General features: G+C 71.6%; 20 protein-coding genes. 3 read left to right on the forward strand and 17 right to left on the reverse strand.

Features of this window, described 5'->3' with window-relative positions; translation table 11 throughout:
- Nucleotides 1–39 precede the first annotated feature (39 nt).
- The 16 genes from V7E46_RS17130 to V7E46_RS17205 form a co-directional block, all read right to left on the reverse strand.
- Nucleotides 40–1,542, reverse strand: a complete 1,503-nt coding sequence (locus V7E46_RS17130) for an aspartate aminotransferase family protein (RefSeq protein WP_329173382.1) — start codon at nucleotides 1,540–1,542, stop codon at nucleotides 40–42.
- The gene (dxs, locus tag V7E46_RS17135) at nucleotides 1,539–3,524 is read right to left on the reverse strand and encodes a 1-deoxy-D-xylulose-5-phosphate synthase (protein WP_333769208.1); all 1,986 of its coding nucleotides are present in this window, start codon (nucleotides 3,522–3,524) and stop codon (nucleotides 1,539–1,541) included. The genes V7E46_RS17130 and dxs overlap by 4 nt, the downstream gene beginning before the upstream one ends.
- Nucleotides 3,525–3,648: 124 nt before the next feature.
- A complete protein-coding gene (gene hpnH / locus V7E46_RS17140) occupies nucleotides 3,649–4,677 on the reverse strand; it encodes an adenosyl-hopene transferase HpnH (protein ID WP_333769209.1) in 1,029 nt (342 codons plus the stop codon).
- Complete coding sequence (locus V7E46_RS17145; RefSeq protein WP_333769210.1) at nucleotides 4,678–5,283, reverse strand: phosphorylase family protein; 606 nt, start codon at nucleotides 5,281–5,283, stop codon at nucleotides 4,678–4,680.
- A 3-nt stretch (nucleotides 5,284–5,286) separates the two neighbouring features.
- On the reverse strand, nucleotides 5,287–7,308 hold the full coding sequence (gene shc / locus V7E46_RS17150) for a squalene--hopene cyclase (protein WP_333769211.1): 2,022 nt from the start codon (nucleotides 7,306–7,308) through the stop codon (nucleotides 5,287–5,289).
- Between the two features lie 99 nt (nucleotides 7,309–7,407).
- Complete coding sequence (locus tag V7E46_RS17155) at nucleotides 7,408–8,469, reverse strand: polyprenyl synthetase family protein (RefSeq protein ID WP_443054202.1); 1,062 nt, start codon at nucleotides 8,467–8,469, stop codon at nucleotides 7,408–7,410.
- Between the two features lie 5 nt (nucleotides 8,470–8,474).
- Nucleotides 8,475–9,884, reverse strand: a complete 1,410-nt coding sequence (gene hpnE, locus V7E46_RS17160; protein ID WP_333769213.1) for a hydroxysqualene dehydroxylase HpnE — start codon at nucleotides 9,882–9,884, stop codon at nucleotides 8,475–8,477.
- Nucleotides 9,885–10,044: 160 nt separating this feature from the next.
- Nucleotides 10,045–10,989, reverse strand: coding sequence for a presqualene diphosphate synthase HpnD (hpnD, locus tag V7E46_RS17165; RefSeq protein ID WP_443054198.1), 945 nt, complete (start codon nucleotides 10,987–10,989; stop codon nucleotides 10,045–10,047).
- On the reverse strand, nucleotides 10,986–11,873 hold the full coding sequence (hpnC, locus tag V7E46_RS17170) for a squalene synthase HpnC (protein ID WP_329173392.1): 888 nt from the start codon (nucleotides 11,871–11,873) through the stop codon (nucleotides 10,986–10,988). The genes hpnD and hpnC overlap by 4 nt, the downstream gene beginning before the upstream one ends.
- Nucleotides 11,874–12,194: 321 nt before the next feature.
- Complete coding sequence (locus tag V7E46_RS17175; protein ID WP_329173393.1) at nucleotides 12,195–13,001, reverse strand: ABC transporter ATP-binding protein; 807 nt, start codon at nucleotides 12,999–13,001, stop codon at nucleotides 12,195–12,197.
- A complete protein-coding gene (locus V7E46_RS17180) occupies nucleotides 12,988–13,917 on the reverse strand; it encodes an ABC transporter permease (protein ID WP_329173394.1) in 930 nt (309 codons plus the stop codon). The genes V7E46_RS17175 and V7E46_RS17180 overlap by 14 nt, the downstream gene beginning before the upstream one ends.
- Before the next feature lie 81 nt (nucleotides 13,918–13,998).
- Complete coding sequence (locus V7E46_RS17185; RefSeq protein ID WP_333769215.1) at nucleotides 13,999–14,883, reverse strand: glycosyltransferase family 2 protein; 885 nt, start codon at nucleotides 14,881–14,883, stop codon at nucleotides 13,999–14,001.
- A 7-nt stretch (nucleotides 14,884–14,890) separates the two neighbouring features.
- On the reverse strand, nucleotides 14,891–15,670 hold the full coding sequence (locus V7E46_RS17190; protein ID WP_333769216.1) for a CDP-alcohol phosphatidyltransferase family protein: 780 nt from the start codon (nucleotides 15,668–15,670) through the stop codon (nucleotides 14,891–14,893).
- Nucleotides 15,648–16,709: an iron-containing alcohol dehydrogenase family protein gene (locus tag V7E46_RS17195; protein WP_329173397.1), complete on the reverse strand. Its 1,062-nt coding sequence runs from the start codon at nucleotides 16,707–16,709 to the stop codon at nucleotides 15,648–15,650. Before V7E46_RS17195 ends, V7E46_RS17190 begins: the two co-directional genes overlap by 23 nt.
- A complete protein-coding gene (locus tag V7E46_RS17200; protein WP_329173398.1) occupies nucleotides 16,697–17,449 on the reverse strand; it encodes a phosphocholine cytidylyltransferase family protein in 753 nt (250 codons plus the stop codon). The genes V7E46_RS17195 and V7E46_RS17200 overlap by 13 nt, the downstream gene beginning before the upstream one ends.
- The gene (locus V7E46_RS17205; protein ID WP_443054203.1) at nucleotides 17,446–19,356 is read right to left on the reverse strand and encodes a DUF5941 domain-containing protein; all 1,911 of its coding nucleotides are present in this window, start codon (nucleotides 19,354–19,356) and stop codon (nucleotides 17,446–17,448) included. The genes V7E46_RS17200 and V7E46_RS17205 overlap by 4 nt, the downstream gene beginning before the upstream one ends.
- A gap of 468 nt (nucleotides 19,357–19,824) precedes the next feature.
- Between V7E46_RS17205 and V7E46_RS17210 the strand changes: the two genes are divergently transcribed.
- Together V7E46_RS17210 and idi are read left to right on the forward strand one after the other, a co-directional pair.
- A complete protein-coding gene (locus V7E46_RS17210; protein WP_333769217.1) occupies nucleotides 19,825–20,760 on the forward strand; it encodes a cation diffusion facilitator family transporter in 936 nt (311 codons plus the stop codon).
- Between the two features lie 113 nt (nucleotides 20,761–20,873).
- Nucleotides 20,874–21,485, forward strand: coding sequence for an isopentenyl-diphosphate Delta-isomerase (gene idi, locus V7E46_RS17215; RefSeq protein ID WP_329173402.1), 612 nt, complete (start codon nucleotides 20,874–20,876; stop codon nucleotides 21,483–21,485).
- 4 nt (nucleotides 21,486–21,489) lie between these two features.
- Here the strand turns inward: idi and V7E46_RS17220 are convergent, their stop codons facing one another.
- On the reverse strand, nucleotides 21,490–21,960 hold the full coding sequence (locus V7E46_RS17220) for an ATP-binding protein (RefSeq protein ID WP_333769222.1): 471 nt from the start codon (nucleotides 21,958–21,960) through the stop codon (nucleotides 21,490–21,492).
- Nucleotides 21,961–22,210: 250 nt separating this feature from the next.
- Here V7E46_RS17220 and V7E46_RS17225 point away from each other — a divergent pair.
- The coding region (locus tag V7E46_RS17225; protein WP_443054204.1) for an enoyl-CoA hydratase/isomerase family protein at nucleotides 22,211–22,961 on the forward strand (751 nt) is incomplete at its 3' end.

The following is a 22,961-nucleotide window of genomic DNA, read 5'->3' on the forward strand; positions in this document are numbered from 1 at the left end:
GCACAGGGGCGCGCCGGCACGGTGGTCCGGACGGCACGCTCAGCGGTTCGCGACCGCCTGCTTGATCAGGGTCTTGCCGAAGTCCCACATCAGCCCGCCGCCGCCGTGCGCCTCGTCCATCACCTCGGTGAAGGCGGTCACGAAGCGGTCGACGTCGGCCTCGTTGACCACCAGGGGCGGGATCAGCTTGATGATCTCGACGTGGTCGCCGGAGACCTGGGTGAGGATGTGGTGCCGCTGGAGCAGCGGCACCACCACCATCTGCGCGAACAGGCCCTTGCGCGCGGCCTGGAGCATCGTCCAGCGGCTGCGCAGGCCCAGCGACTTGGGGCGGCCGAACTCGACGGCGACCATCAGGCCGCGCCCGCGCACCTCCTTGAGGAATTCGTACCTGTCGGTGAGCGCGGCCAGCCGGGTGCGCAGCAGGTCGCCCATCAGGCGGGAATTCTCCACCAGTTGCTCGTCCTCGACCACGGCGAGGGTGGCCAGGCCCGCCGCCATCGCCTGGGCGTTGTTGCCGAAGCTCGCCGAGTGCACCAGCACCCGGTCCATGGAGGAGTAGACCTTCTTGAAGATCCAGTCAGGTCCGAGCGTGGCGGCCACCGGGACGTAGCCGCCGGAGAGCGCCTTCGCCACGGTCACCAGGTCGGGCGTGACGCCCTCCTCGTGCTGGTAGGCGTAGAAGGCGCCGGTGCGGCCGATGCCGGTCTGGACCTCGTCGCAGATCAGCAGCGCCTTGTGCTGGTGCAGCAGTTCCTGGGCGGCGCGCAGGTAGCCGGGCGGCGGGATGTAGACGCCGTGGCCCTGGATGGGCTCGACGATCATGGCGGCCACGTCGCCGCGTTTCAGCTCCCTGGCGAGCGCGTCGAGGTCGCCGACCTCGATGGCGGTGTCCGGCAGCAGTGGGACGAAGCCGTCCTGGAAGCCTGACTCGCCGTTGACCGACAGCGATCCGGCGGTCAGGCCGTGGAAGGAGTGCTTGCAGTACAGGACGCGGGTCCTGCCGGTGGCGTAGCGGGCGAACTTCAAGGCCGCCTCGACGGCCTCGGTGCCGCTGTTGCTGAAGAACACCCGGTCCAGGTGCGGTGCGGTGGCGAGCAGCCGCTCGGCGAGCAGGCCGGGCAGCGGCTGGCAGTCGAAGCGGGTGAGGTCGGCCAGGCCCGCGTCCAGCACGTCGTGCAGCGCCTTGCGGACCACCGGGTGGTGCCGGCCCAGGCCCATCACGCCGAAGCCGGCCAGCATGTCGAGGTAGTCGTTGCCCTCGGCGTCCCAGAAGTGGGCGCCCTCGGCCCGCTCGTAGACCTTGTCGAACCCTATGGTGTGCAGCATGCGCGGCAGTTGGTGGTTGAGGTACCTGCCGTACAGCTCGTAGCGCTCACTGCCGCGCTCGGCGAGCAGCGTCGCCAGGTCGAAGCCCTTGGCCGGCCCGCCGGTCCCGTCCACCGGGTCGCCCGGGGGCACGGGACCGCCCGCCGCCGGCTTCCCGGCGGCGGGCTCCGCACCGATCGGCTGCGTACTACCGGTCGGTTCAGACGATGTCATCGCTCAGCTGCTCCTTGCGTACGTGGGGTGCTGCTCCCGGCGCTGTGCGGCGCCGGGATCGTCGGGGTGCCCGCGGGGCCGGCCGCCGCGTCCTGGCTCCTGGCGCTGATACGGAGCAGGGCGGCGCCGATGCCGCCGGCGATCTCGGCGGGGGTCAGACCGAGGTCCGCGAGCAGTTCGCCGCGCCTGGCGTGCGGCAGGAACTGCTGCGGGATGCCGAAGTCGCGGACCGGTACGTCGACGCCTGCGTCCCGCAGCGCCTGGGCCACGGCTGAACCGACGCCGCCGGCCCGCCCGTTGTCCTCGATCACGGCCACCATGCTGTGCCTGGCGGCCAGTTCGGGAAGCGCGGGGTCGACCGGCTTGACCCAGCGCGGGTCGACGACGGTCACGCCGATCCGGCGCCCGGCCAGCAGTTCCGCGGCGGAGCGGCCGCAGCCGGCGAGCGCGCCGACCGCGACCAGCAGCACGTCGTCGGCGTGGTCCTGGGCGGGGCGGTGCAGGACGTCCATGCCGCCGACCCGGCCGATCGCGGGCAGCGGTTCGCCGACGGTCTCCTTGGGGAAGCGGATCACGGTGGGGGCGTCGTCGACGTCGAGGGCCTCGCGCAGCTGCGCGCGCAACTGGTCGGCGTCGCGCGGCGCGGCGATCCGCAGCCCGGGTACGACCTGGAGGATCGACATGTCCCACATGCCGTTGTGCGAGGCGCCGTCGACACCGGTCACACCGGCCCGGTCGAGCACGAAGGTGACACCGCACCTGTGCAGCGCGACATCCATCAGCACCTGGTCGAAGGCCCGGTTCAGGAAGGTCGCGTAGACCGCGACGACCGGGTGCAGGCCGCCGGTGGCCAGCCCCGCGGCGGAGGTGGCGGCGTGCTGCTCGGCGATGCCGACGTCGAAGACCCGCCGCGGGTGGGCGCGGGCGAAGGCTTCGAGGCCGACCGGCTGGAGCATGGCGGCGGTGATGGCGACCACGTCGGGCCGCTCGTCGCCGATCGCGGCCATCTCCGCGCCGAAGACCGACGTCCAGGACGGTCCACCGGAGGGCGCGAGCGGCCGGCAGGTGGCCGGGTCCATCGCGCCGACGGCGTGGAAGCGGTCGGCCTCGTCCTGCTCGGCCGCCGGGTAGCCGCGGCCCTTCTCGGTGAGGCAGTGCACCAGCACGGGGCCGTGGAAGCGGCGGGCGCGGCGCATCGCGGACTCGACGGCGGCGATGTCGTGGCCGTCGATGGGGCCGAGGTATTTCAGGCCCAGGTCCTCGAACATGCCCTGCGGCGCGAAGGCGTCCTTGAAGCCCTTCTTGGCGCCGTGCAGGGACTCGTAGAGCGGCTGGCCGATCACCGGGGTCTGCTGGAGCACCTGCTTGCCCCAGGACAGGAAGCGCTCGTAGCCGTCGGTGGTGCGCAGCGTGGTGAGGTGGTTGGCGAGGCCGCCGATGGTGGGCGCGTAGGAGCGCTCGTTGTCGTTGACGACGATGATCAGCGGCCGGTCCCTGGCGGCGGCGATGTTGTTCAGCGCCTCCCAGGCCATGCCGCCGGTCAGGGCGCCGTCGCCGATGACGGCGACGACGTGGTTGTCGCTGCCCCGCAGTTCGTTGGCCTTGGCCAGGCCGTCGGCCCAGCCGAGGACGGTCGAGGCGTGGCTGTTCTCGATCACGTCGTGCTCGGACTCGGCGCGCGAGGGGTAGCCGGACAGGCCGCCCTTGCTGCGGAGTTTGGAGAAGTCCTGGCGCCCGGTGAGGAGTTTGTGGACGTAGCTCTGGTGGCCGGTGTCCCACAGGATCCGGTCGGCGGGCGAGTCGAAGACGCGGTGCAGTGCGATGGTCAGCTCCACCACACCCAGGTTGGGGCCGAGATGACCGCCGGTCCTGGCCACCGCCTGGACGAGGAAGTGGCGGATGTCGGCGGCCAGTTCGTCGAGCCGCCCGTCGGGCACGGCTTTCAGGTCGCGCGGGCCTTTGATGTGCTCCAGCATCGACATGTACAGACCTCGTTCCTGCCGGGTTTGCTCTGGATCGCCGACCGCTGACCGGCCGGCGGCAGTGCGGGTACGAGCCACCGGCCGGCTGCCCGGCCGGTGGCTCGTACCCCGGATCACCGGGAGGTCACTTCGCGCGGTTGGACGCGACGGTCTCCCGGGCGGCGCGGATGGACTCCTTGAGCGAGCCCATGGTCGCCAGGACCGCGGTGGGTTCGTAGCCGCAGTGGGCCATGCAGTTGTCGCAGCGGTCGTCCTTGCCGCGGCCGTACTTGTCCCAGTCGGTCTTGTCGATCAGCTCCTGATACGTCGGGACGTAGCCGTCCGCCATGAGGTAGCAGGGTCGCTGCCAGCCGAAGAGCGAGTAGTTGGGGATCGCCCAGGCGGTGCACGGGAAGTCGGCCTTGCCCTCCAGGAAGTCCAGGAAGAGCGGGCTGTGGTTGAGCCGCCACTTGCGCCGGTTGCCGCCGTCGAAGGCCTTCTTGAACAGCTCGCGGGTCTGCGTGACGCCCAGGAAGTGGTCCTGGTCGGGTGCCTTCTCGTAGGCGTACGCGGGCGAGAGCATCATCTCCTCGACCTTGAGGTCGTCATTGAGGAAGTTCATGACGTCGATGATCGTCTGCGGGGTGTCGGTGTTGAAGAAGGTCGAGTTGGTGGTGACCCGGAATCCGCGGCGCTGTGCTTCCTTGATCGCCAGCACGGCCTCGTCGAAGGTGCCTTCCTTCGCCACCGATTCGTCGTGCCGCTCCCGCATGCCGTCAATATGCACGGTGAACGCGAAGTAGGGCGACGGAGTGAATTTTTCGATCTTCTTGCGGAGCAGCAGGGCATTGGTGCAGAGGAAGACGAACTTCTTCTTGGCCACCAGCTGGCGGACGATCTCGTCGATCTGCGGGTGCATCAGCGGCTCGCCGCCGGCGATCGACACCATGGGCGCCCCGGACTCCAGGACTGCCCCGACCGCCTGCGCCACCGGCATGCGCTGCTTGAGCACCCCCGCCGGGTGCTGGATCTTGCCGCAGCCCTCGCATGCGAGGTTGCACGCGAAGAGAGGTTCCAGCTCGACGATGAGCGGGAACTTTTCGCGCCGCCGGACCATTTTCTGTTCGAAGAGGTACGACGCGATACGGACGGTCTGACGAAGCGGCATAGCCATCTAGCTCACCTCCGGGGGAGCAGCGGTAGTGCGGTGCCAATCGAGAAAGGCGGGTACAAGATCTCTGAGCACCCGGAATGCGATGATCCCGGTGCGAAGCGTTCCGACGCGCACGAGTTCGTATTCGGGCGTGTCGACGACGACGCGGGCCGCGGCGATGTGCTGCGCTCCTTCGGCGAGCGCGGCACGCCGCATGGCGGCCGATTCCATGTCGACGGCGATGGCACCGGTCGCCGCCAGTGCGGTGCGTTCCGCACCGCGTACGACATGGTCGGACTCGGCCAGGAGGCCGGTGTGCACGGTGTGGCCCGCGGCCTTGAGCGTGGCGGCCAGCACCGCGCTCTCGTGTCCCTCGTCGGAGACGACGATGTCACCCGGCCGCATGCCGGGGGCGAGCCCCGCGCAGAAGCCGGTGGTGACGACGGCCGCGTCGCGCAGCGCCGAATTGTGCAGCGCCTTGCGTACGGCCTCTTCCGCGGCCACGGGCCCCATGCCGGTACGGAGCACGGTGACCGGGTCTGCGGCGCCCCTGGCCGCTCCCCTGCGCAGCGCGAAGCGCTCGATGCGCAGGGCGCACACCACCAGCAGTGGACGGGTAGGGCCCACGGACTAAGCCCCCTTTCCTGCGGCTGTGGCGCCGGCCGCGTGGCCCGCGGCGCCGAAGGGCTCGCTGCGGGCGTAGCGCCCGAGCGCGGTGAGCGGGAAGACCATCCGGTAGAGGTGGTAGTTGATGGAGAAGTCCCGGGGGAAGCCGGTGCCGGTGAAATAGGGCTCGTCCCACGAGCCGTCGGGCAGCTGGGTCTCGGCCAGCCAGCGCACCCCGCGCTCGACGGCCGGGGTGTCCCGGCGGCCGGCCGCGAGCAGCGCCATCAGCGCCCAGGCGGTCTGCGAGGGGGTGGAGTGCCCGCGTCCCGCCCATTCCCTGTCGGTGTAGGAGCGCAGATCCTCGCCCCAGCCGCCGTCGGCGTTCTGCACCGACTCCAGCCAGCTCACGGCCCGGCGGATCGCCGGGTGGTCGGTGGGCAGGCCGGCCGCGGCGAGCGCCGGGACGGCGGACCCGGTGCCGTAGATGTAATTGACGCCCCATCGGCCGAACCAGGAGCCGTTGTCCTCCTGCTCGGCCAGCAGCCACTCGATGCCGGTGCGGGTGTGCGGGTCGCCCTCGACACCGAGCGCGGCGAGCATCTCCACCACGTGGGCGGTGACGTCCGCCGACGGCGGGTCGATGACCTCCCCGAAGTCGCAGAAGGGCAGCCGGTTGGGGAAAGGGCTGGTGTTGTCGGCGTCGAAGGCGCCCCAGGCGCCGTTCCTGGACTGCATGCCGACCGTCCAGCGCACCGCCCGGTCCACGGCGGTGTCCACCCGGGCCTGGTCGGGGTGGGCGACCCGGCGCAGGGCGAGTACGACCTCGGCGGTGTCATCGATATCGGGATAATTGTCGTTGTGGAATTCGAACGCCCAGCCGCCCGGGGCGAGCTGCGGCCGCTGCACGGACCAGTCGCCCGGGCGGGTGATCTGCTCCTCCAGCATCCAGTCGGCGGCCTTGATCAGCGCCGGGTGGTCGGCGGGCAGGCCCGCGTCGGCCAGCGCGATGGCGGCCAGGCAGGTGTCCCAGACCGGCGACTGGCACGCCTCGATCATCCGGACGCCTTCCTCCGGCCAGACGGCGAAACGATCCAGCGAGTCCAGTCCGGCCTTGAGCACCGGGTGGTCGAGGTCGTAGCCGAGCAGGTGCAGGGCGATCACCGAGTAGACCGCGGGCGGCTGGATGCCGCCCCAGCAGCCGTCGGCCTCCTGGCGTTCGATGATCCAGCGGGCGCAGGCGTTCATGGCACCGCGCCGCACGGGGCGCGGGCTGAATCTGCGGTAGACGTGCAGCACCTGGTCGAGCCGCTGGAAGACCCCGTCCCAGCTGGCGAGGGGCGCCCGGCGCTGTTTGGGGTTGGGCCGCTCGGGGTTGATGTGCAGTTCGTCGATGCCGAAGGGCGCGGGGCGCACCGGACGCAGCGCGCCGACGACGGTCAGCGGCACGATGGTCTGCCTGGCCCAGCAGCCGAACGAGTAGATGTTCAGCGGCATCCACTTGGGCAGGTAGATGACCTCGGGCGGCAGTTCCGGCAGGTCGTCCCAGTCCCACCAGCCGAACAGCGCGAGCCAGATCCGGGTGAAGACCCGGCTGGCCGCCACTCCGCCCTCGCCGCGCGACCACTTGGCGGCCAGCGACATGTGCGCCTCGTCGGGGGAGTCCCCGGCGAGCCGCAGCGCCACATAGGCCTCCACGGTCGCGGACAGGTCGCCGGGCCCGCCGTGGAAGGTGGGCCAGGCGCCGTCCTCGCGCTGCTGGGAGCGGATCCAGCGGGCCGACGCGGCGGTGGTGCGGGCGTCCTGGATGCCGAGGAACTGACGCAGCAGCAGGTCCTCGGCATCCATCGTCACATTCGTCTCGAGGTCGCCTTTCCACCATCCGTCGGGGTGCTGCCGTGCCAGAAGGTGGTCTGCGGCGCGCTGCACGGCACGCTGCGCCGCCGCCTCGGTGTCACCGGGTGGAACAGGATCCGGGTCCGAGGTGCTGCTGGCCGAGGGTGTCCGGTGAGTTGGCGTACCTGGACTGCCATCGGTCGTCGCTGTCATGGCTTCCCCTTTGCAGTTGAGACTTCTGCGGTGTTGGGGGCGGCCGTCGGCCGTCACATGCGAGGGACCGGCGACGTCAGCGCTCCACGTTGCTGTTCTTTACTTCTCGCGGACCACCACAAAATCCGCAAGACCTACGAGCTTACGATTAATTTCTTCCGGCATGTCCATTTTGTCCAGCGCGGCGACGGCGGTCGCATACTGCCTCCTGGCCTCCTGAGAGGTCCATTCGCGCCCACCGGCTTCTTCGATCAACGCCGCGCGCATGGCGAACTCTTCCTCGTTGAAGGCATCGTTTTCCGGATTCTTCGCGTCCGCCGCCAGCAGTTCACCCAGCCGCTCGGAAGCCGGCCCTCCGGCGGCCAGCGCGGCCACCACGGGAAGCGACTTCTTGCGCTGCCGCAGGTCGCTCCAGGTCTGCTTCCCGGTGCTCGCCGGGTCGCCCCAGATGCCCAGCAGATCGTCCACCGCCTGGAAGGCCAGGCCGAGGTGGTAGCCGTACTCCTCCAGCGCGTCGGCGTCGGCCTCGGACGCGCCGCCGAGCACCGCGCCGATGGAGGCGGCACAGGCCAGCAGCGAGCCGGTCTTGTTGCCCTCCATGTCCAGGCACTCCTGGACGGTGACCCGCTCCAGGTGCTCGAAGGTGATGTCCTGCGCCTGGCCGTCGATCAGTTTGCGGGTGGCGGTGGTCAGCCGGCGGGTGGCCCGGCCGGCCTCCACGGTGCCCTGCTCCAGCAGGATTTCGTTGGCCAGCGCGAAGAGCGCGTCGCCCACCAGGATCGCCTGGGCGGGGCCGTGCACCTTCCACACCGTGTCGCGGTGCCGCCGCTGCTCGTCGCCGTCGATCAGGTCGTCGTGCAGCAGCGAGAAATTGTGCACCAGCTCCACCGCGACCGCGCCGGGGATGCCGGTCTCGGCCGGGGCGCCCGCCGCCTCCGCGGTCAGCAGCGCCAGCGCGGGGCGTACGGCCTTGCCGCCGTCGCCGTCCGCGGGCCGGCCGGTCTGGTCGATCCAGCCGAAGTGGTAGGACGCCACGGTGTCCATGGGGGGTGCGAGGCGTGCGACTGCCGCGCGGAGCACGGGGGTGGTCAGGATGCGGCCGTTTTCCAGCAGCTCGATGACGCCGGCAGCGGTCACGTTCTCTCCTCTGGTTGCACCAATAGCACTCACGCCGCCTCCAGGACGCCGTTGCCAACCGGCAGGCCGAGGGCGGACAAAGCTTCTCGGGAGGCGCGCAGTCCGCTGCGCACCGCGCTCTCCATGGTCGCGGGCCAGCCCGTCGCGGTCCACGCGCCGGCCAGGAACAGGCCGGGCGCGCGGGTGACGGGACCCGGCCGCAGCGCGCCCACCCCGGGGGTGGGCGCGAACGTCGCCGTGCGTTCGCGGGTGACGAAGACGTCGCGGACGCCGGCACCGCGGGCGGCCGGCAGTACGCGTTCGAGTTCCGGCAGGTAGCGGTCGCGCAGTTCGGCGACCGGCAGGTCGATCTCGTCCTCGACGGCCGACTGCGACACGGCCACATACTGGCCGCCGCCGGTCAGGCCGGAGCTTTCGGTACGGTCGAAGACCCACTGGACGGGGCTGCCGAGAGCCGCAAGGAACGGCTGCCGGAGCACCTGTCTGTCGTAGATCACATGGACATTGAGGATCGGTGCGGTGCCGATCTGCAACAGCTTTTCCGGATGCTGGACAGCGCCGCTCGGCAGCAGTGCGTGCGCCTCGCGCTGCGGGACGGCCAACACCACGACGTCCGCGGTCAGTTGCTCGGCGCGGCCGGGGCCGGTCTCCAGCGAGACCTGCCAACCGCCGTCCGCCCCCCGCTCGATGCCGCTGATGCGGGTGCGCAGCAGCGTCCGTACGCCGGCCGTGTCCAGGGCCTTGCGGCCGCGGCCGTCGTGCAGGTCGCCGAGCGGGGCCGAGGCCCAGCCGATGTCGGCGGCACCCGGGTCCGTGAGCAGCCCGGTCTTGAAGACCATCGCGGCCAGGCCCAGCGAGGAGTGCGCGGCCGTGGCATTGAGCGTCGCCACGCCGACCAGGTCCCACAGCGCCTCGATGGTGCGCGCCGACTGCCCCCGGCGGGCCAGCCAGCTGCCGAAGTCGATGTCGTCCAGGGCCGGGTCGGTCAGGTCGAGGCCGCGCAGCGCCAGGGCGGCCCGGCCGACCGAGGCGCGCTCGCGCAGCGACAGGTGCCGATAGCGGGCCAGGCTCGCCGCCAGGTGCAGCGGCACCGGGAGGGCCGCCCTGGTCAGCCGGCCCGTCCTGCCGGTGTCCGCGTCCACGACCGGTACGTCCAGCCGGTCCTGAAGGGTCACCAGGTCGCGGGCGTCGATCCGGTCCAGGAACCACTGGTAGGCGGTGCAGCAGCGCAGGAAGACATGCTGGCCGTTGTCGACGGTCAGTTCGCCGCGCTTGAAGGAGAAGGCGAGTCCGCCCAGCCGCGGCCGGGCCTCGGCGAGGGTGACCCTCATGCCGGCGTCGGCCAGCCGGAGCGCGGCGGTGATCCCGGCGAGGCCGCCGCCGACGACGACGGCGCTGCGGCCGAGCGGCTGCTGCGATCCGCCCTGTGACCTCGTCATTCGCCCTCCCCTGCGGCCGGGCGCCGCGGGTTGCGGCGCGCTGTCGCGGGAAGTGACGCGGTGGACGGGCGCGGGGTTGCCTGACTGCGGGTGTGGCGGACCTGGTGACGGTTCGACTGCTGTGCCGCGTGCCGTGGACCCGCTCCCTGGCGGGTGGGTCTCACGTGTCCCTCCGGGGGGTCCTGGCGATACGGCGGGTGTCCAGGCCGGTAAGACCGCGGACGGCGACATAGGCCTTCTGCCGGCCGGGCAGCGCGACCCGGCCGCGCAGCACGGCGTCCGGGTCGGCGGCGATCCGCTCCAGCAGCCGGCGGTAGATGCCGGCCATGGCGGCCACGCAGGCGCCGCTGCGCCGGTCGAGCATCGGCAGCAGCCGGTAGCCGGTAGCGAAGAGGCTGCGGGCCCGGCGTACTTCGAATTCCACCAGACCGGCGAAATCGGAGCCGGGCGGGGCCGTGTCGCTGTGGAAACCGGCGGCACAGCCGAATTTGGCAAGGTCCTGGGCGGGCAGATAGGTCCGTCCGTTGCCGGCGTCCTCGCGGACGTCCCGCAGGATGTTGGTGAGTTGCAGGGCAAGGCCGAGCGTGTCGGCGTATTCGGCGGCACGTGCGTGATCGTGCCCATTCACGGTGCCGAACACGCCCAGCGAGAGCCGTCCGATCGCACCGGCCACACAACGGCAGTAAACAGCCAGGTCGTCCCAGGTTTCATAGGTCTCGCCCCGAACATCCATCAGAACACCGTCGATGAGTTCGTCCAGGCCTTCGAGCGGAATGGGAAAGACGCGGGAGGCGTCGGCGAGCGCCACCGCGACGGGGTCGGTGTCGTCCTCGCGGATGTCACCGCTCCTGACCCGGGTGAGCAGCTGCCGGGTGGCTTCGAGCCGTGCCGACTTCTCGGCGGGCGCCAGATCGCCGTCGCCGATGTCGTCCACGCGGCGCGAGAACGCGTAGAGAGCCGACATCGCCTGCCGTTTGGCGGTAGGCAGCAGACGGATGCCGTACGCGAAGTTGCGGGCCTCGTGGCCGGTCACGGTCTCACAGTACCTGTATGCGGCAAGTACCGGTCCGGACGTGTGGGCGGAACCGTTCACGGTCCGGCTCACCCCTTTCTTCGCAATGTCGACCCCACTTCGCGCAGCAGGCCGCTCTTGGTGGCTTTGGGCGAACCCGCGAGGACGTCGTATCCGGCACGCTCGACCGATTTCAGCGCCGCCCGCCCGCCACCGACGAATCCCGCGAGCAACAGCCGAAGCCTGCCACGGACGCTACCCACCAGGGGGGTACCTTCATTCAACAGCTCGCGAGCGCGTTCGGCCTCGAACGCGACCAGTGCTTTCACCTGCGGGGCCGCCTGCGGTGCTGCCAGGTCGGCCTCATCCACGCCGTAGCGTTTCATGTCCTCGGCCGGCAGATACACCCGGTCCCTCGCAAGGTCCTCCGCGACGTCCTGCAAATGCTCGACGATCTGCAGCGCGGTGCACACCGCGTCGGAGCGGCGGACCCGTTCCGGCGTCGAGGTGCCGGTCAGCGACAGCACCAGCCGGCCGACCGGGTTCGCGGACAGTTCGCAGTACGCGAGCAGGTCGCCGTAGGTCCCGTAGCGGGCCACCTGCTGGTCCTGGCGGTTGGCCGCGATCAGGCCGAGGAAGGGTTCGGGGGTCAGCTCCCGGCGGCGGACGGTGGGCTGCAGGGCCCGCAGCAGCGGGTGGGCCGGGGTGCCGTCGAAGACCTGCCGCAGGTCCGCCTCGAAGGCGTCCAGCATCGCGATGCGGTCGCCGGCGGCTGCCGGGTCCAGGCCGAGCAGGACCGCGTCGGGCCGGCCGCCGTCCGCCAGGTCGCCGTCGCCGATGTCGTCCACCAGCCGCGCGAAGCCGTAGACGGCCATCAGGTCCTGCCGCCATGCGCGCGGCAGGAACACCGGTGCCACCGGGAAGTTCTCGCGCGCGGCCTTGTCCAGCACGGCCTGGGACGTGTCGTCCCCGGTCACCGCGGGCTGCCCGGCAGACAGGCGGGATACGTGCCCCGGAGCAGGATGGTCCCGTTCGTCATGGCCGCCACATCCCCCGTTCTACACCGCCCCGTCGGATCTTCCCATTTCGGACACGCCGCCACGCCGGGCGTCGCACACCCGGAATCGATCATCAGAGGGCTCCCAGCACCGGTACAGCTTACGTCGGGCCGCTGTCCGGCGTACGCCGGGGGCGTGAAGGACAGTACCCGTCACAACGCGCGGCCCCCGCCGGATCATCCGGCGGGGGCCGTCGTCTTTCGCGGGCCGGGCGGCGGGTGCACCGCGGCGGCGAGCGGGCTACTTGCTGTGCGCCTCGTAGGCCTTGATGACGTCGTCGGTCGGCCCGTCCATCAGCAGCTCGCCCTTCTCCAGCCACACCACCCGGTCGCACGTGTCGCGGATGGAGTTGTTGTTGTGGCTGACCAGGAAGACCGTGCCGGCCTCCTTGCGCAGCTCGCGGATACGGTCCTCCGAGCGGCGCTGGAAGGCCCGGTCACCGGTGGCCAGCGCCTCGTCGATCATCAGCACGTCGTGGTTCTTGGCCGCCGCGATCGAGAACCGCAGCCGCGCCGCCATGCCGGAAGAGTACGTACGCATCGGCAGCGAGATGAAGTCGCCCTTCTCGTTGATCCCGGAGAAGTCGACAATGCCCTGGTAGCGGCGGCGCACCTCCTCCTGCGACATGCCCATCGCCAGACCGCCGAGCAGGACGTTGGTGGCACCGGTCAGGTCGTTCATCAGGGCCGCGTTGACGCCCAGCAGGGACGGCTGGCCGTCGGTGTAGATCTTGCCGCTCTCGGGCGGGAGCAGGCCGGCGATGGCCCGCAGGATGGTGGACTTGCCCGAGCCGTTGGAACCGATGATGCCGATCGCCTCGCCGCGGTAGGCGGTGAAGCTCACTCCGCGCACGGCGTGCACCCGGCGGACGTTCGGTGTGCCGCGGCGCAGCAGCAGCCGGCCGAGCGCCGCGGTCGCGCTGCCCTTGCCGGTGCCGGCGCCGTAGACCTTGTAGACGATGTGCACATCGTCCACGACCACGGTGGGGACGCGTGCGCCGGCTGTCTTCGTACGGTCGGCGACGGACTGCTGTTCAGCCACGGCCATAGTGCTCCTCCGCCTTCCAGAAGTAGATGTAGCCGCCGACACCCACCAGGACAGCCCAACCCACCGCGGCGATCCACACGTGCGGTGGCATCTGCGACGAGGTGACGCTGTCGATCAGTGCGAACCGGGCCAGGTCGATGTAGACCGAGGCGGGGTTGATGTCGAGCAGGATCTTGACGATGTGCGGGGCGTCCTCGGTCAGGTTCTCGATGCTGTACATGACGCCCGAGGTGTACATCCAGGTGCGCAGCATGAACGGCATCAGCTGTGCCAGGTCGGTCATCTTGCTGCCGAGCCGGGCCACGATCATCGCCAGGCCGGTGTTGAAGATCCACTGGGTGGTCAGCGCGGGGATGAGCAGCAGCCAGGAGGCGTCCGGCACCTCACCGGTCATCAGCACGATCGCGACGAGCACGAACATCGACATCATCAGCTGCTGGAGCTGCATCAGCGTGAACGCGATCGGCATCGAGGCGCGCGGGAAGTGCAGCGCCCGGATCAGGCCGAGGTTGCCCGACACCGCCCGGACGCCGCTCATCACCGAGGACTGCGTGAAGGTGAAGATGAAGATGCCGGTGACCAGGAAGGCGATGAAGTTGTCGACACCCTTCCTGGTACCGATCAGTACACCGAAGATCAGGTAGTAGACGGCCGCGTTCAGCAGCGGTGTCATGACCTGCCAGAGCTGGCCGAGGCGGGCCTGGGTGTACTGCGCCGCAGTACGTGCCTTGGCGAACTCGTTGATGAAATGTCGGCGGCCCCACAGCTGCCGGGTGTATTCCGCCAGCCCCGGCCGGGCGCCGCTGACGCTCAGCCCGTATTTGGCGGCGAGCTGGGAGGGACTGAGGCCGTCATCGGCCGTGGGTGCCGGCGGGGCACCGACGGCGACCGCACCATTGTGCGTTGTCTCGCTCACAGTTGACACTTTCGTCCTCAAGGTGCGCGCCGGGTGCAGGGGATTCCCGGGCTGCGCCTGATGCTCTCAGGTCCGAGCTTGTCAGATGATCGGGGGTCGGCCCAGTCGCGTCAACCGCCAGACCGTCCGCCATCTCATCGGCCGCCGTTCACCGCAGGGGGTGGTCCAGCCCTCGCGGAAACCGCCGAGCCAGGCACGCAGCGCCGGACCGGACGGCCGCCGCAGCAGCGTCAGGGCGAACCACACTCCGAGGTAGGCCGGTACCAGCGGCCACGGCAGATTGCGCCGGGCCAGCCACACCCGGTTGCGGGCCACCATCCGGTGGTAGACCGCGTGCCGGGCCGGCGAGGTGGTCGGGTGGTGCAGTACGAGGTCGGAACGGTAGTCGATCATCCATCCCGCGTCGAGCGCGCGCCAGGCGAGGTCGGTCTCCTCGTGGGCGTAGAAGAACTCCGCCGGCAGCGGACCGACCTGCTGGATCACCCGGCTGCGGACCGCGCAGGCACCGCCGAGGAAGGTGGTGACCCGCGAATTGCGCATCGGGTCGGCCGCGCGCAGCCGGGGGACGTGGCGGCGCTGGGTCGCCCCGGTGTCCGGGTCGGCGATCCGGAAGCTGATGATGCCCAGCTGCGGGTCGGCCGTGAACGCCGCCCTGACCAGCTCGGCGGTGTCGTCGCCGGGCAGCAGCCCGTCGTCGTCGAGGAAGAGCACCACGTCGACGTCGGCAGCGTCCGGGCCGAACAGGTCGATGCCGACGTTGCGCCCGCCGGGGATGCCCAGGTTCTCCGGCAGCTCCGCGGTGCGCACCCCGTCGGGCAGCACCGGCAGCGGGGCGCCGTTGCCGACCACGGCGACCTCGACCACGGGGCCCTGCTGCTTGGCGACCGAGTCCAGCAGGTCCTGCAGCTCGGCCGGCCGGTTGCCCATGGTGATGACGACCGCGCCGACCTTGAGCGGTTCGCTCATGTCCGCCTCATTTCAGTCTGCTGGAAGCGAGCACCGATACGAGGTGCAGCAGGGTCTGCACCAGTGCGATTCCGGCCAGCACGGCCACGCCGAGCCGGGTGAAGAACAGGTCGCCGCGGACCTGGTCGGCGATCGCCAGCACCACGATGAGCAGCGAGGCCTCGACGCCCAGCACCAGCCGGTGGAACTGGAGCGCGGCGGCGGCCCTGCGGGCCAGGGCGAGGCCGGAGGAGCGCGGCTGCGACGCCGCTTCCTTGACCGGCGGCAGCCCGCCCTGGTGGCGTGCCACGCCGACCAGGTCGGTCTCGGCCTTGATCAGGATCGCGCCGAGGGCGGCGAGGGTGCCCAGGAAGGCCCACAGCCAGTCGATCCGGCCGTCGCCCCACAGGTCGGCGGCGCGCAGTCCGAAGCCGACCAGGACCGCGGCGTCGCACAGGTAGGCGCCGACCCGGTCGAGGTAGACGCCGCTGAGCGAGAACTGCTGCTTCCAGCGGGCGATCTCGCCGTCGACGCAGTCGAGCAGCAGGTACAGCTGGACCATCAGCACACCGAGGACGGCGCCGCCGATCCCCGGCACGAGCAGCGCCGGGGCGGCGAGCACGCCGAAGACGGTCATCAGGTACGTCAGCTGGTTGGGCGTGATCCGGGTGGGCACCAGGTGCCGGTCTATACGCAGCGAGAGCTCGCGCATGTAGAGCCGGCCGGCCCAGTGCTCGCCGCTGCGCCGGTCCTTGACCCCCGGGGGGTGAACGACCGGGCGCAGTTCAGCTACTGATGGTTTTGGCATAGTCGGCGTATGCGTCCCTGATCTCGGTGTCGGACAGGTCGAGGTGTTCCAGGATCGTGAAGCGGCCGGGGCGGGTCTGCGGGGCGTAGTGCACCGCCCGGGCGAATTCCGCCTCGGTGAAGCCCATCTCGGTGGGCTTCACGGGCAGGCCGTGGCGGCTCAGCGTCTGGGCGAGCAGGCCCGACTCCTCGCGGGCGCCGCGCAGGTACATGGCGAAGGCGGCGCCGAGGCCGACCTGCTCGCCGTGCGCGGCGGCCCGGTCGGGGAAGAGCAGGTCGAAGGCGTGGCTGATCTCGTGGCAGGCGCCGGAGGACGGCCGGGTGTCGCCGCTGATCGACATCGCGATACCGGACAGCACCAGGGCCTCGGCGAGGGTGCCGAGGAAGGCGTCGTCGCCGATGCCGCCGGGGTGCCGCAGGACGGCCTCGCCCGCACTGCGGGCCATCGCCGCGGCCAGCCCGTCGACCGGTTCGCCGGTCTCGCGGTGGGACAGCTCCCAGTCGGCGATGGCCGACAGGTTGGAGACGGCGTCGCCGATCCCGGCCCGTACGTAGCGGGCCGGCGCCTCCCTTATGACGCCCAGGTCGATGACCACGGCGATCGGGGTGGGGACGCCGTAGGAGCCGCGGCCGTTGTCGTTGTCCAGGGTGGACACCGGGGAGCAGATGCCGTCGTGCGAGAGGTTGGTGGCGACCGCGACCATGGGCAGGCCGACCCGTGCGGCGGCGTATTTGGTGACGTCGATGATCTTGCCGCCGCCGAGGCCGACGACCGCGTCGTAGCGCTTGCCGCGCATGGCGTCGGCGAGCTTGACCGCGGCGTCGATGGTGCCGCCCTCGACCGGGAACCAGTCGGCCCCCGGCAGTTCCGGCGCCAGCGCCTCGCGCAGCCGGGCGCCCGAGCCGCCGCTGACGGCCAGCGCGAGCTTGCCCGAGGTGGAGATGCGCTGGTCGGCGAGCAGCCGGGACAGGTCGGCGAGCGCCCCGGTCCTGATGTCGACGACGACCGGCGAGGGGATCAGCCGGGTCAGTACTGGCACGCGATCTCCCGGCCCCTGGCGAGATCGTCGTGGTTGTCGATCTCGACCCAGGCCACGTCGCCGATCGGAGCGACGTCCACGGTGAAGCCGCGGTCGACCATCTCCTGGTAGCCGTCCTCGTAGTACAGGTCGGGGTCGCGCTCGAAGGTGGTCTTGAGCGCGTCGGCGAGGTCGGCAGCCGCCTCGGCCTCGATGAGGGTCACACCGATGTACTCGCCGCTCGCCTCGGCCGGGTCCATCAGCTTGGTGATCCGCCGTACGCCCTTGCCGGGCTCCACGACGACCTTCATCTCCTCGTCGGCGAGCCGCTTGACGGTGTCGAGCGCCAGGATCATCCGCTTGCCCTCGCCGCGGGCGGCGAGCAGCGTCCGCTCCACCGAGACCGGGTGGACGGTGTCGCCGTTGGCCAGAATCACACCCTGCCGGATCACGTCACGGGCGCACCACAGGGAGTAGGCGTTGTTCCACTCCTCGGCCTTGTCGTTGTCGATCAGGGTGAGCTTCAGTCCGTAGCGCGCTTCGAGGTCCGCTTTGCGCGCGTAGACGGCTTCCTTGCGGTAGCCGACGACGACCGCGACCTCGGTGAGGCCGACCTCGGCGAAGTTCGCCAGCGTCAGGTCGAGCACGGTCAGGCTGTCCCGCGCGCCCTCCGGGCCGACCGGCACCAGGGCCTTGGGCAGGGTGTCCGTGTGGGGACGCAGGCGCCTGCCTGCGCCGGCTGCCAGCACAAGGCCGATCATGCGGGTTCTCCTGATTCGTCGTGTACGGCTGCGGCGGCCCCCGAGGTCACCCAGAAGCGGATGCTCTCGACGAGGACCAGCAGCGCGATGGCTAGGGCGAGCACCGTCAGCGTGACCGTGAAGCCCGTACGGTGTGCGGCGACGGCTGCGGCCAGGGCCGCGACCAGCGTGCGGCCCTCGTGGCCGCCTGCCGTCCGCACCACGGCCCGCGGGGGTGCGCCGGCGCCGCCGCGTATGCGGTACACCGTGTCGTAGTGATGGTAGGCGACGGCCGACACCAGCCCGAAAGCGGCAGGCAACGCTCCGTTCACGCCGGAGACCGCGGCGAGCGCGAGCACCGTGCCGTACTCCCCGGCCCGGAACATCGGCGGCACCAGCCAGTCCAGCGCGCCCTTGAGCGGCAGCGCGACGGCGAAGGCCGAGGTGACGACGTAGAGCGCGGCGGCGACCACCGGGTACCAGCTGCCGTGCGGGGCGAGCGCCGCGGTGGCGATCACCCCGGCGGCGGCGAGCACGGCCACGGCGGGCGCGGCGAAGGGCGGCATCCGGCGGGCCAGCGGGCGCAGCACCGCGGACAGCACCTCGGCCAGCGGGCCGCTGTCGGCGAGGTCGTCCAGCGCCCGCGCTGCCCGGTCGGTACGGCGGGCCCTGCGGGTCAGCGAGCGCAGCACCCGGCCCGCGGTGGTGTAGCCGGCGGCGAGCGTGCAGCCGACGAGCAGGACCACGAAGGTGACGCGGGGGGTGCTGACCGCGGTGAGCACCGCTATCAGCGCCCAGCGCTCGCCGATCGGCAGCACTATCATCCGCCGCACCCAGACCGTCCAGCCGACGCTGTCCAGCTTGTCGGACAGCGCGGCGGTGGGGCTGGTGTTGGCGGTCGCGTCGTGGTTGGCCTCGTTGAAGGAGAAGTCGACGACATGGCGGCAGGTCTGCAGCACCATGGCGCCCAGCGCGAGCGCCCACACGTCGTCGCCGCCGCGGGCGGCGCCCAGCGCGAGCCCGGCGTAGTAGGCGTACTCCTTGGCGCGGTCGAAGGTGGCGTCCAGCCAGGCGCCGAGCGTCGAATACTGCAGCGAGTAGCGGGCCAGCTGGCCGTCGGTGCAGTCCAGCACGAACGACGCGAGCAGCAGCACGCCGGCGGCGACGTATCCGGCGCGGGTGCCGGTGGCGGCGCACCCGGCGGCGATCAGCGCGACCAGCAGCGAGGCGGTGGTGACCTGGTTGGGGGTCAGCCCGCGGCGGGCGCACCAGCGGGCCAGATAGCGCGAGTAGGGGCTGATGCAGTGCGTGGTGAAGAAGCCGTCGCGGGCCTTGACCGCGCTGCGCAGCCGTACGGACTCCTCGTCGACGGCGGCGATCGCGGTGCCCGCCGCCTCGGCGGCGGCCCGGTCGGTGGCCACCTCGGCGACCAGGACGCCCAGCTCGGGGCGGTACGGCGGCTCGCCCGTCGCGGCCAGGGCCGCGGCCAGGGCGTCGGGCAGGACGTCGTCGGCGGGGCCGCTGCGGGGGGCGGGGAGCGGTACGGCGGCGCTCTGGGCCGTGGTGGCGGTGGCGGTCCTGGCCGCGGTGTGCGTGCCGGTCGCGGTGTCCGCGGCGGGCGCGCCGCCGGCGGAGGAGCCGCCGCCGTAGGCGGGCGGGCCGCCGGAGCGCCCGGCCGGGAGCGCCGCCAGGGCGCGGACCAGGGCCTGCCGGGCGGCGGGGCGGGCTGTCAGGGCGCCGGGGACCGCGGCAGTGTCGAACCGCGGGTCGGTGAGCGCCAGCCGCAGCGCGTGCCGGTGGCCGCGGAAGCGGCGGTCCACCACGGCGACCCGGTCGCCGGCCGGCGCCGCGGTGAGCCGGGCCGCGACGGCGTCCGGCGTGTCCGCCTCGACGACCTGGAATCCCAGCGCCCGCAGGTCGTCCGTCAGCGGTGACGGCGACCCTGCGGCGGGCGGGCCGGTGAGAATAGCGGTCGGCAGAGGAACCCACTCCCTGGAAGCGTGCGAAGACCGTGCCCGCGGGCGGTCGGCGGCGGAGCAGCCGGGCGCCCGGCACGACGGCAGAGGCTATCGGATGAACGACAGAGGTCGTTCACCGACTATTCGCCCAGACTTGGCGCGCACGGTGTGATCATCATGCGCGATCCGCGCCGCCCGGACAACCAGCGTCCCCTGTACGCCGTACGGGTGACCTCGGGTGGCCTTCCCGCGCCCTTGCCGCGTGGCTCATCACCGCAGGTCACCGCACATGACAACGGTCTCCAGTACCGGCTTGCCCACATTGGGTCACCGGTGTTGACTGACCGCCGCGGCGGGAAGTCCCGGGCGCGGGCCTCCGGCGGCGGCCCGGAACACGGAAGCGGCACATCGCAGCGCACAAGGGAAGGGGACGCGCCGATGGGGGCAGGGCACAGCCATGGGGCCGGCCACGCGCACGGACACGGCACCGCGACCGCCGCACACCGCGGCAGGCTGCGGGTGGCGCTGGGCATCACCGTGCTGGTGCTGGCCACCGAGGTGGTCGGCAGCGCGCTCACCGACTCGCTCGCGCTGCTCGCCGATGCCGGGCACATGGCCACCGACGCGGCGGGCATCGCGATGGCGCTGCTGGCCGTCCACATCGCGGGCCGCCCGGCGAGCGAGCGCCGCACCTTCGGCTACGCGCGCGCAGAGATCCTGGCGGCGGTGCTCAACGCGGTGCTGCTGTTCGGGGTCGGCGCCTTCATCTTCGCCGAGGGCATCAGCCGGCTGATCTCGCCGCAGCACTTCGACGGCGGGGCCACCATCGTCTTCGGGCTGATCGGCATGGTCGCGAACACGGTGTCGCTGCTGGTCCTGATGCGCGGCCAGAAGGAGAGCCTGAACGTCCGCGGCGCCTTCCTTGAGGTCATGGCGGACGCGCTGGGCTCGCTGGCGGTCGTCGTGGCGGCCGGGATCTTCCTGGCCACCGGCTGGCGGCAGGCCGACGCCGTTGCGTCGCTGCTGATCGGCCTGCTGATCGTGCCGCGCACCTGGCGGCTGCTGCGCGAGGCCGTGGACGTGCTGCTCGAAGCGGCGCCCAAGAACGTGGACATGGCGGCGGTGCGGCGGCACATCGAGGGGCTCAAGGGGGTGGAGGGCCTGCACGACCTGCACGCCTGGACGATCACCTCGGGCATGCCGGTGCTGTCCGCGCACGTGGTGGTCAGCCAGGACGTGCTGGAGGCGGTGGGCTACGAGAAGATGCTGCACGACCTGCAGGGCTGCCTCGGCACCCACTTCGACGTCGAGCACTGCACCTTCCAGCTGGAGCCGGCCGGGCACGCCGAGCACGAGGCGCGGCTGTGCCACTGAGGGCGCGGCGGCGTGCGGCCGGTGCGCCGGTGCGCGCCGAATACGGCGTCCGCGATTACCGGCAGCTCATGTGAGGCAGACTGAGGACTTGCCGCCGAACGCGAAGGATGGTCATGCCCAGCAGCCCTGCCACCGACCGACCCGGCTCCCCCGCAGGTCCGCCGCCTCCCGGCGGCGCCGCGGAGCCGATCATGCTCGAACTCGTCGATGAGAACGGTGTGACGATCGGCACAGCGGAGAAGCTGTCGGCGCACCTGGCGCCCGGCCGGCTGCACCGGGCGTTCTCGGTCTTCCTCTTCGACGACGCCGGCCGGATGCTGCTCCAGCGCAGGGCGCTGGGCAAGTACCACTCGCCCGGCGTGTGGTCGAACACCTGCTGCGGCCACCCCTATCCCGGTGAGCAGCCCTTCGTCGCCGCCGCCCGGCGCACCGCGGAGGAGCTGGGGGTCGCGCCGGCGCTGATGCGCGAGGCGGGGACCGTGCGCTACAACCACCCGGACCCGGCGTCGGGTCTGGTGGAGCAGGAGTTCAACCACCTGTACGTGGGGCTGGTACGCGGCCCGCTGGACCCCGACCCCGAGGAGATCGACGACACCGCCTTCGCCGGCCCCTCGGAGCTGGCGAAGCTGCGCGCCGAGGGGACGTTCTCCGCGTGGTTCGGCTCGGTGCTCGACACGGCGCTGCCGACGGTGCGCGAGGTCACCGGGGACCGGGCGGGCTGGTAACCGGTCAGCCGTCGGGCGGCCGCAACGGCAGGGCGGCCCAGATCATCTTGCCGCCGGTCGCGGTCTGCACGATGCCGCAGCTGCCGCCCGCCTCCGTGGCGATCGCGTACACCAGCAGCAGCCCGCGCCCGCCGGTCCTGGCGTGGTCGGTCTCCAGCACCTTGGGGCGGTACGGGTGCTGGTCCTCGACGGCGACCCGGATCCAGTCGGGGCCGACCGCGACCTCGACGCCCAGCTCCGGCGACAGGACGGCCGCGTGCTTCACGGCGTTGGTGACCAGCTCGGAGACGATCACCAGGAGGCCGTGCAGGATGTCGTCGTGGACCGGCACCGCGAGGTCGGCGACCAGTGTGCGCACCCCGTGCCGTACCAGGGGCACCGAGGGATCCACGGTGGGGGCCGTGAAGCGCCACACCCCCTCGTATGCCCCCGGGGCCGGGGGCTGTTCGTGCGGGATGCTCCCGCGCACCTCCATGACCGCATCCACCATCGCCTTCGCGTATGTGTGCCCAAAGGCCCCGCCGGTGTCCCGGGGATTTCCGCCTCATGGCATCGAGTGTCCGCAATGCCGGGGGTCGCGGCAGCCGGGAAACCGTAAGTCCGCACCTTTCAGCGTTTTGCGACTGGCGGTGACCGGTAGTGTCGTCCGGGCGACTGCTTCCGACCGCCCGTTGTCGTATGTGTGCCGTCCAGACGCCCGTCCTGTTCGAGGAGCCTCCATGACCATGCCGCCGGGTCTCTCGGTCGACACCGCAGACGGCACCGCCACGGTCACGATCGCCAACCCGGCCCGCCGCAACGCGATGACGCTGGACATGTGGGCGGCGCTGCCCGTCCTGCTGGCGCCGCTGGCGAAGGACCCGGCGGTGCGGGTGCTGGTGCTCACCGGGGCCGGCGACACCTTCTGCGCGGGCGCCGACATCAGCGGCTTCACCGACGACGCCGGGCTGTGGGCGGCGCAGGCTGCCGCGGTCACGGCGGAGGAGGCGCTGGCCGCCTTCCCGAAGCCGACGATCGCCGCGGTGCGCGGCTACTGCGTCGGCGGCGGCTGCCAGCTCGCGGCGGCCTGCGACCTGCGCTTCGCGGCGGAGGGCGCCCGCTTCGGGGTGACCCCGGCGCGGCTCGGCATCGTCTACCCGGCGTCCACCACCCGGCGGCTGGTCAGGCTGACCGGTCCCGCCACGGCGAAGCACCTGCTGTACTCGGCCGAGCTGATAGACCACGAGCGGGCGCTGCGGACCGGCCTGGTCGACGAGGTGTGGCCGCCCGACGGGCTGGCCACCCGGGTACGCGACTACACCGCCCTGCTCGGCGCCCGCTCCCGCCTCACCCAGCACGCGGCCAAGGACTTCACCGACGGCGCCCCCGACCCCGAGCGCGAGCGCTACTGGTCCGCCCAGGCCGCCGACAGCCCCGACGCCCTGGAAGCCGCCACCGCCTTCCTCGCCGCCCGGACCCCCCACTTCACCTGGACCC

Source organism: Streptomyces sp. IBSBF 2435, assembly GCF_036815005.1.
GTDB lineage: Bacteria > Actinomycetota > Actinomycetes > Streptomycetales > Streptomycetaceae > Actinacidiphila.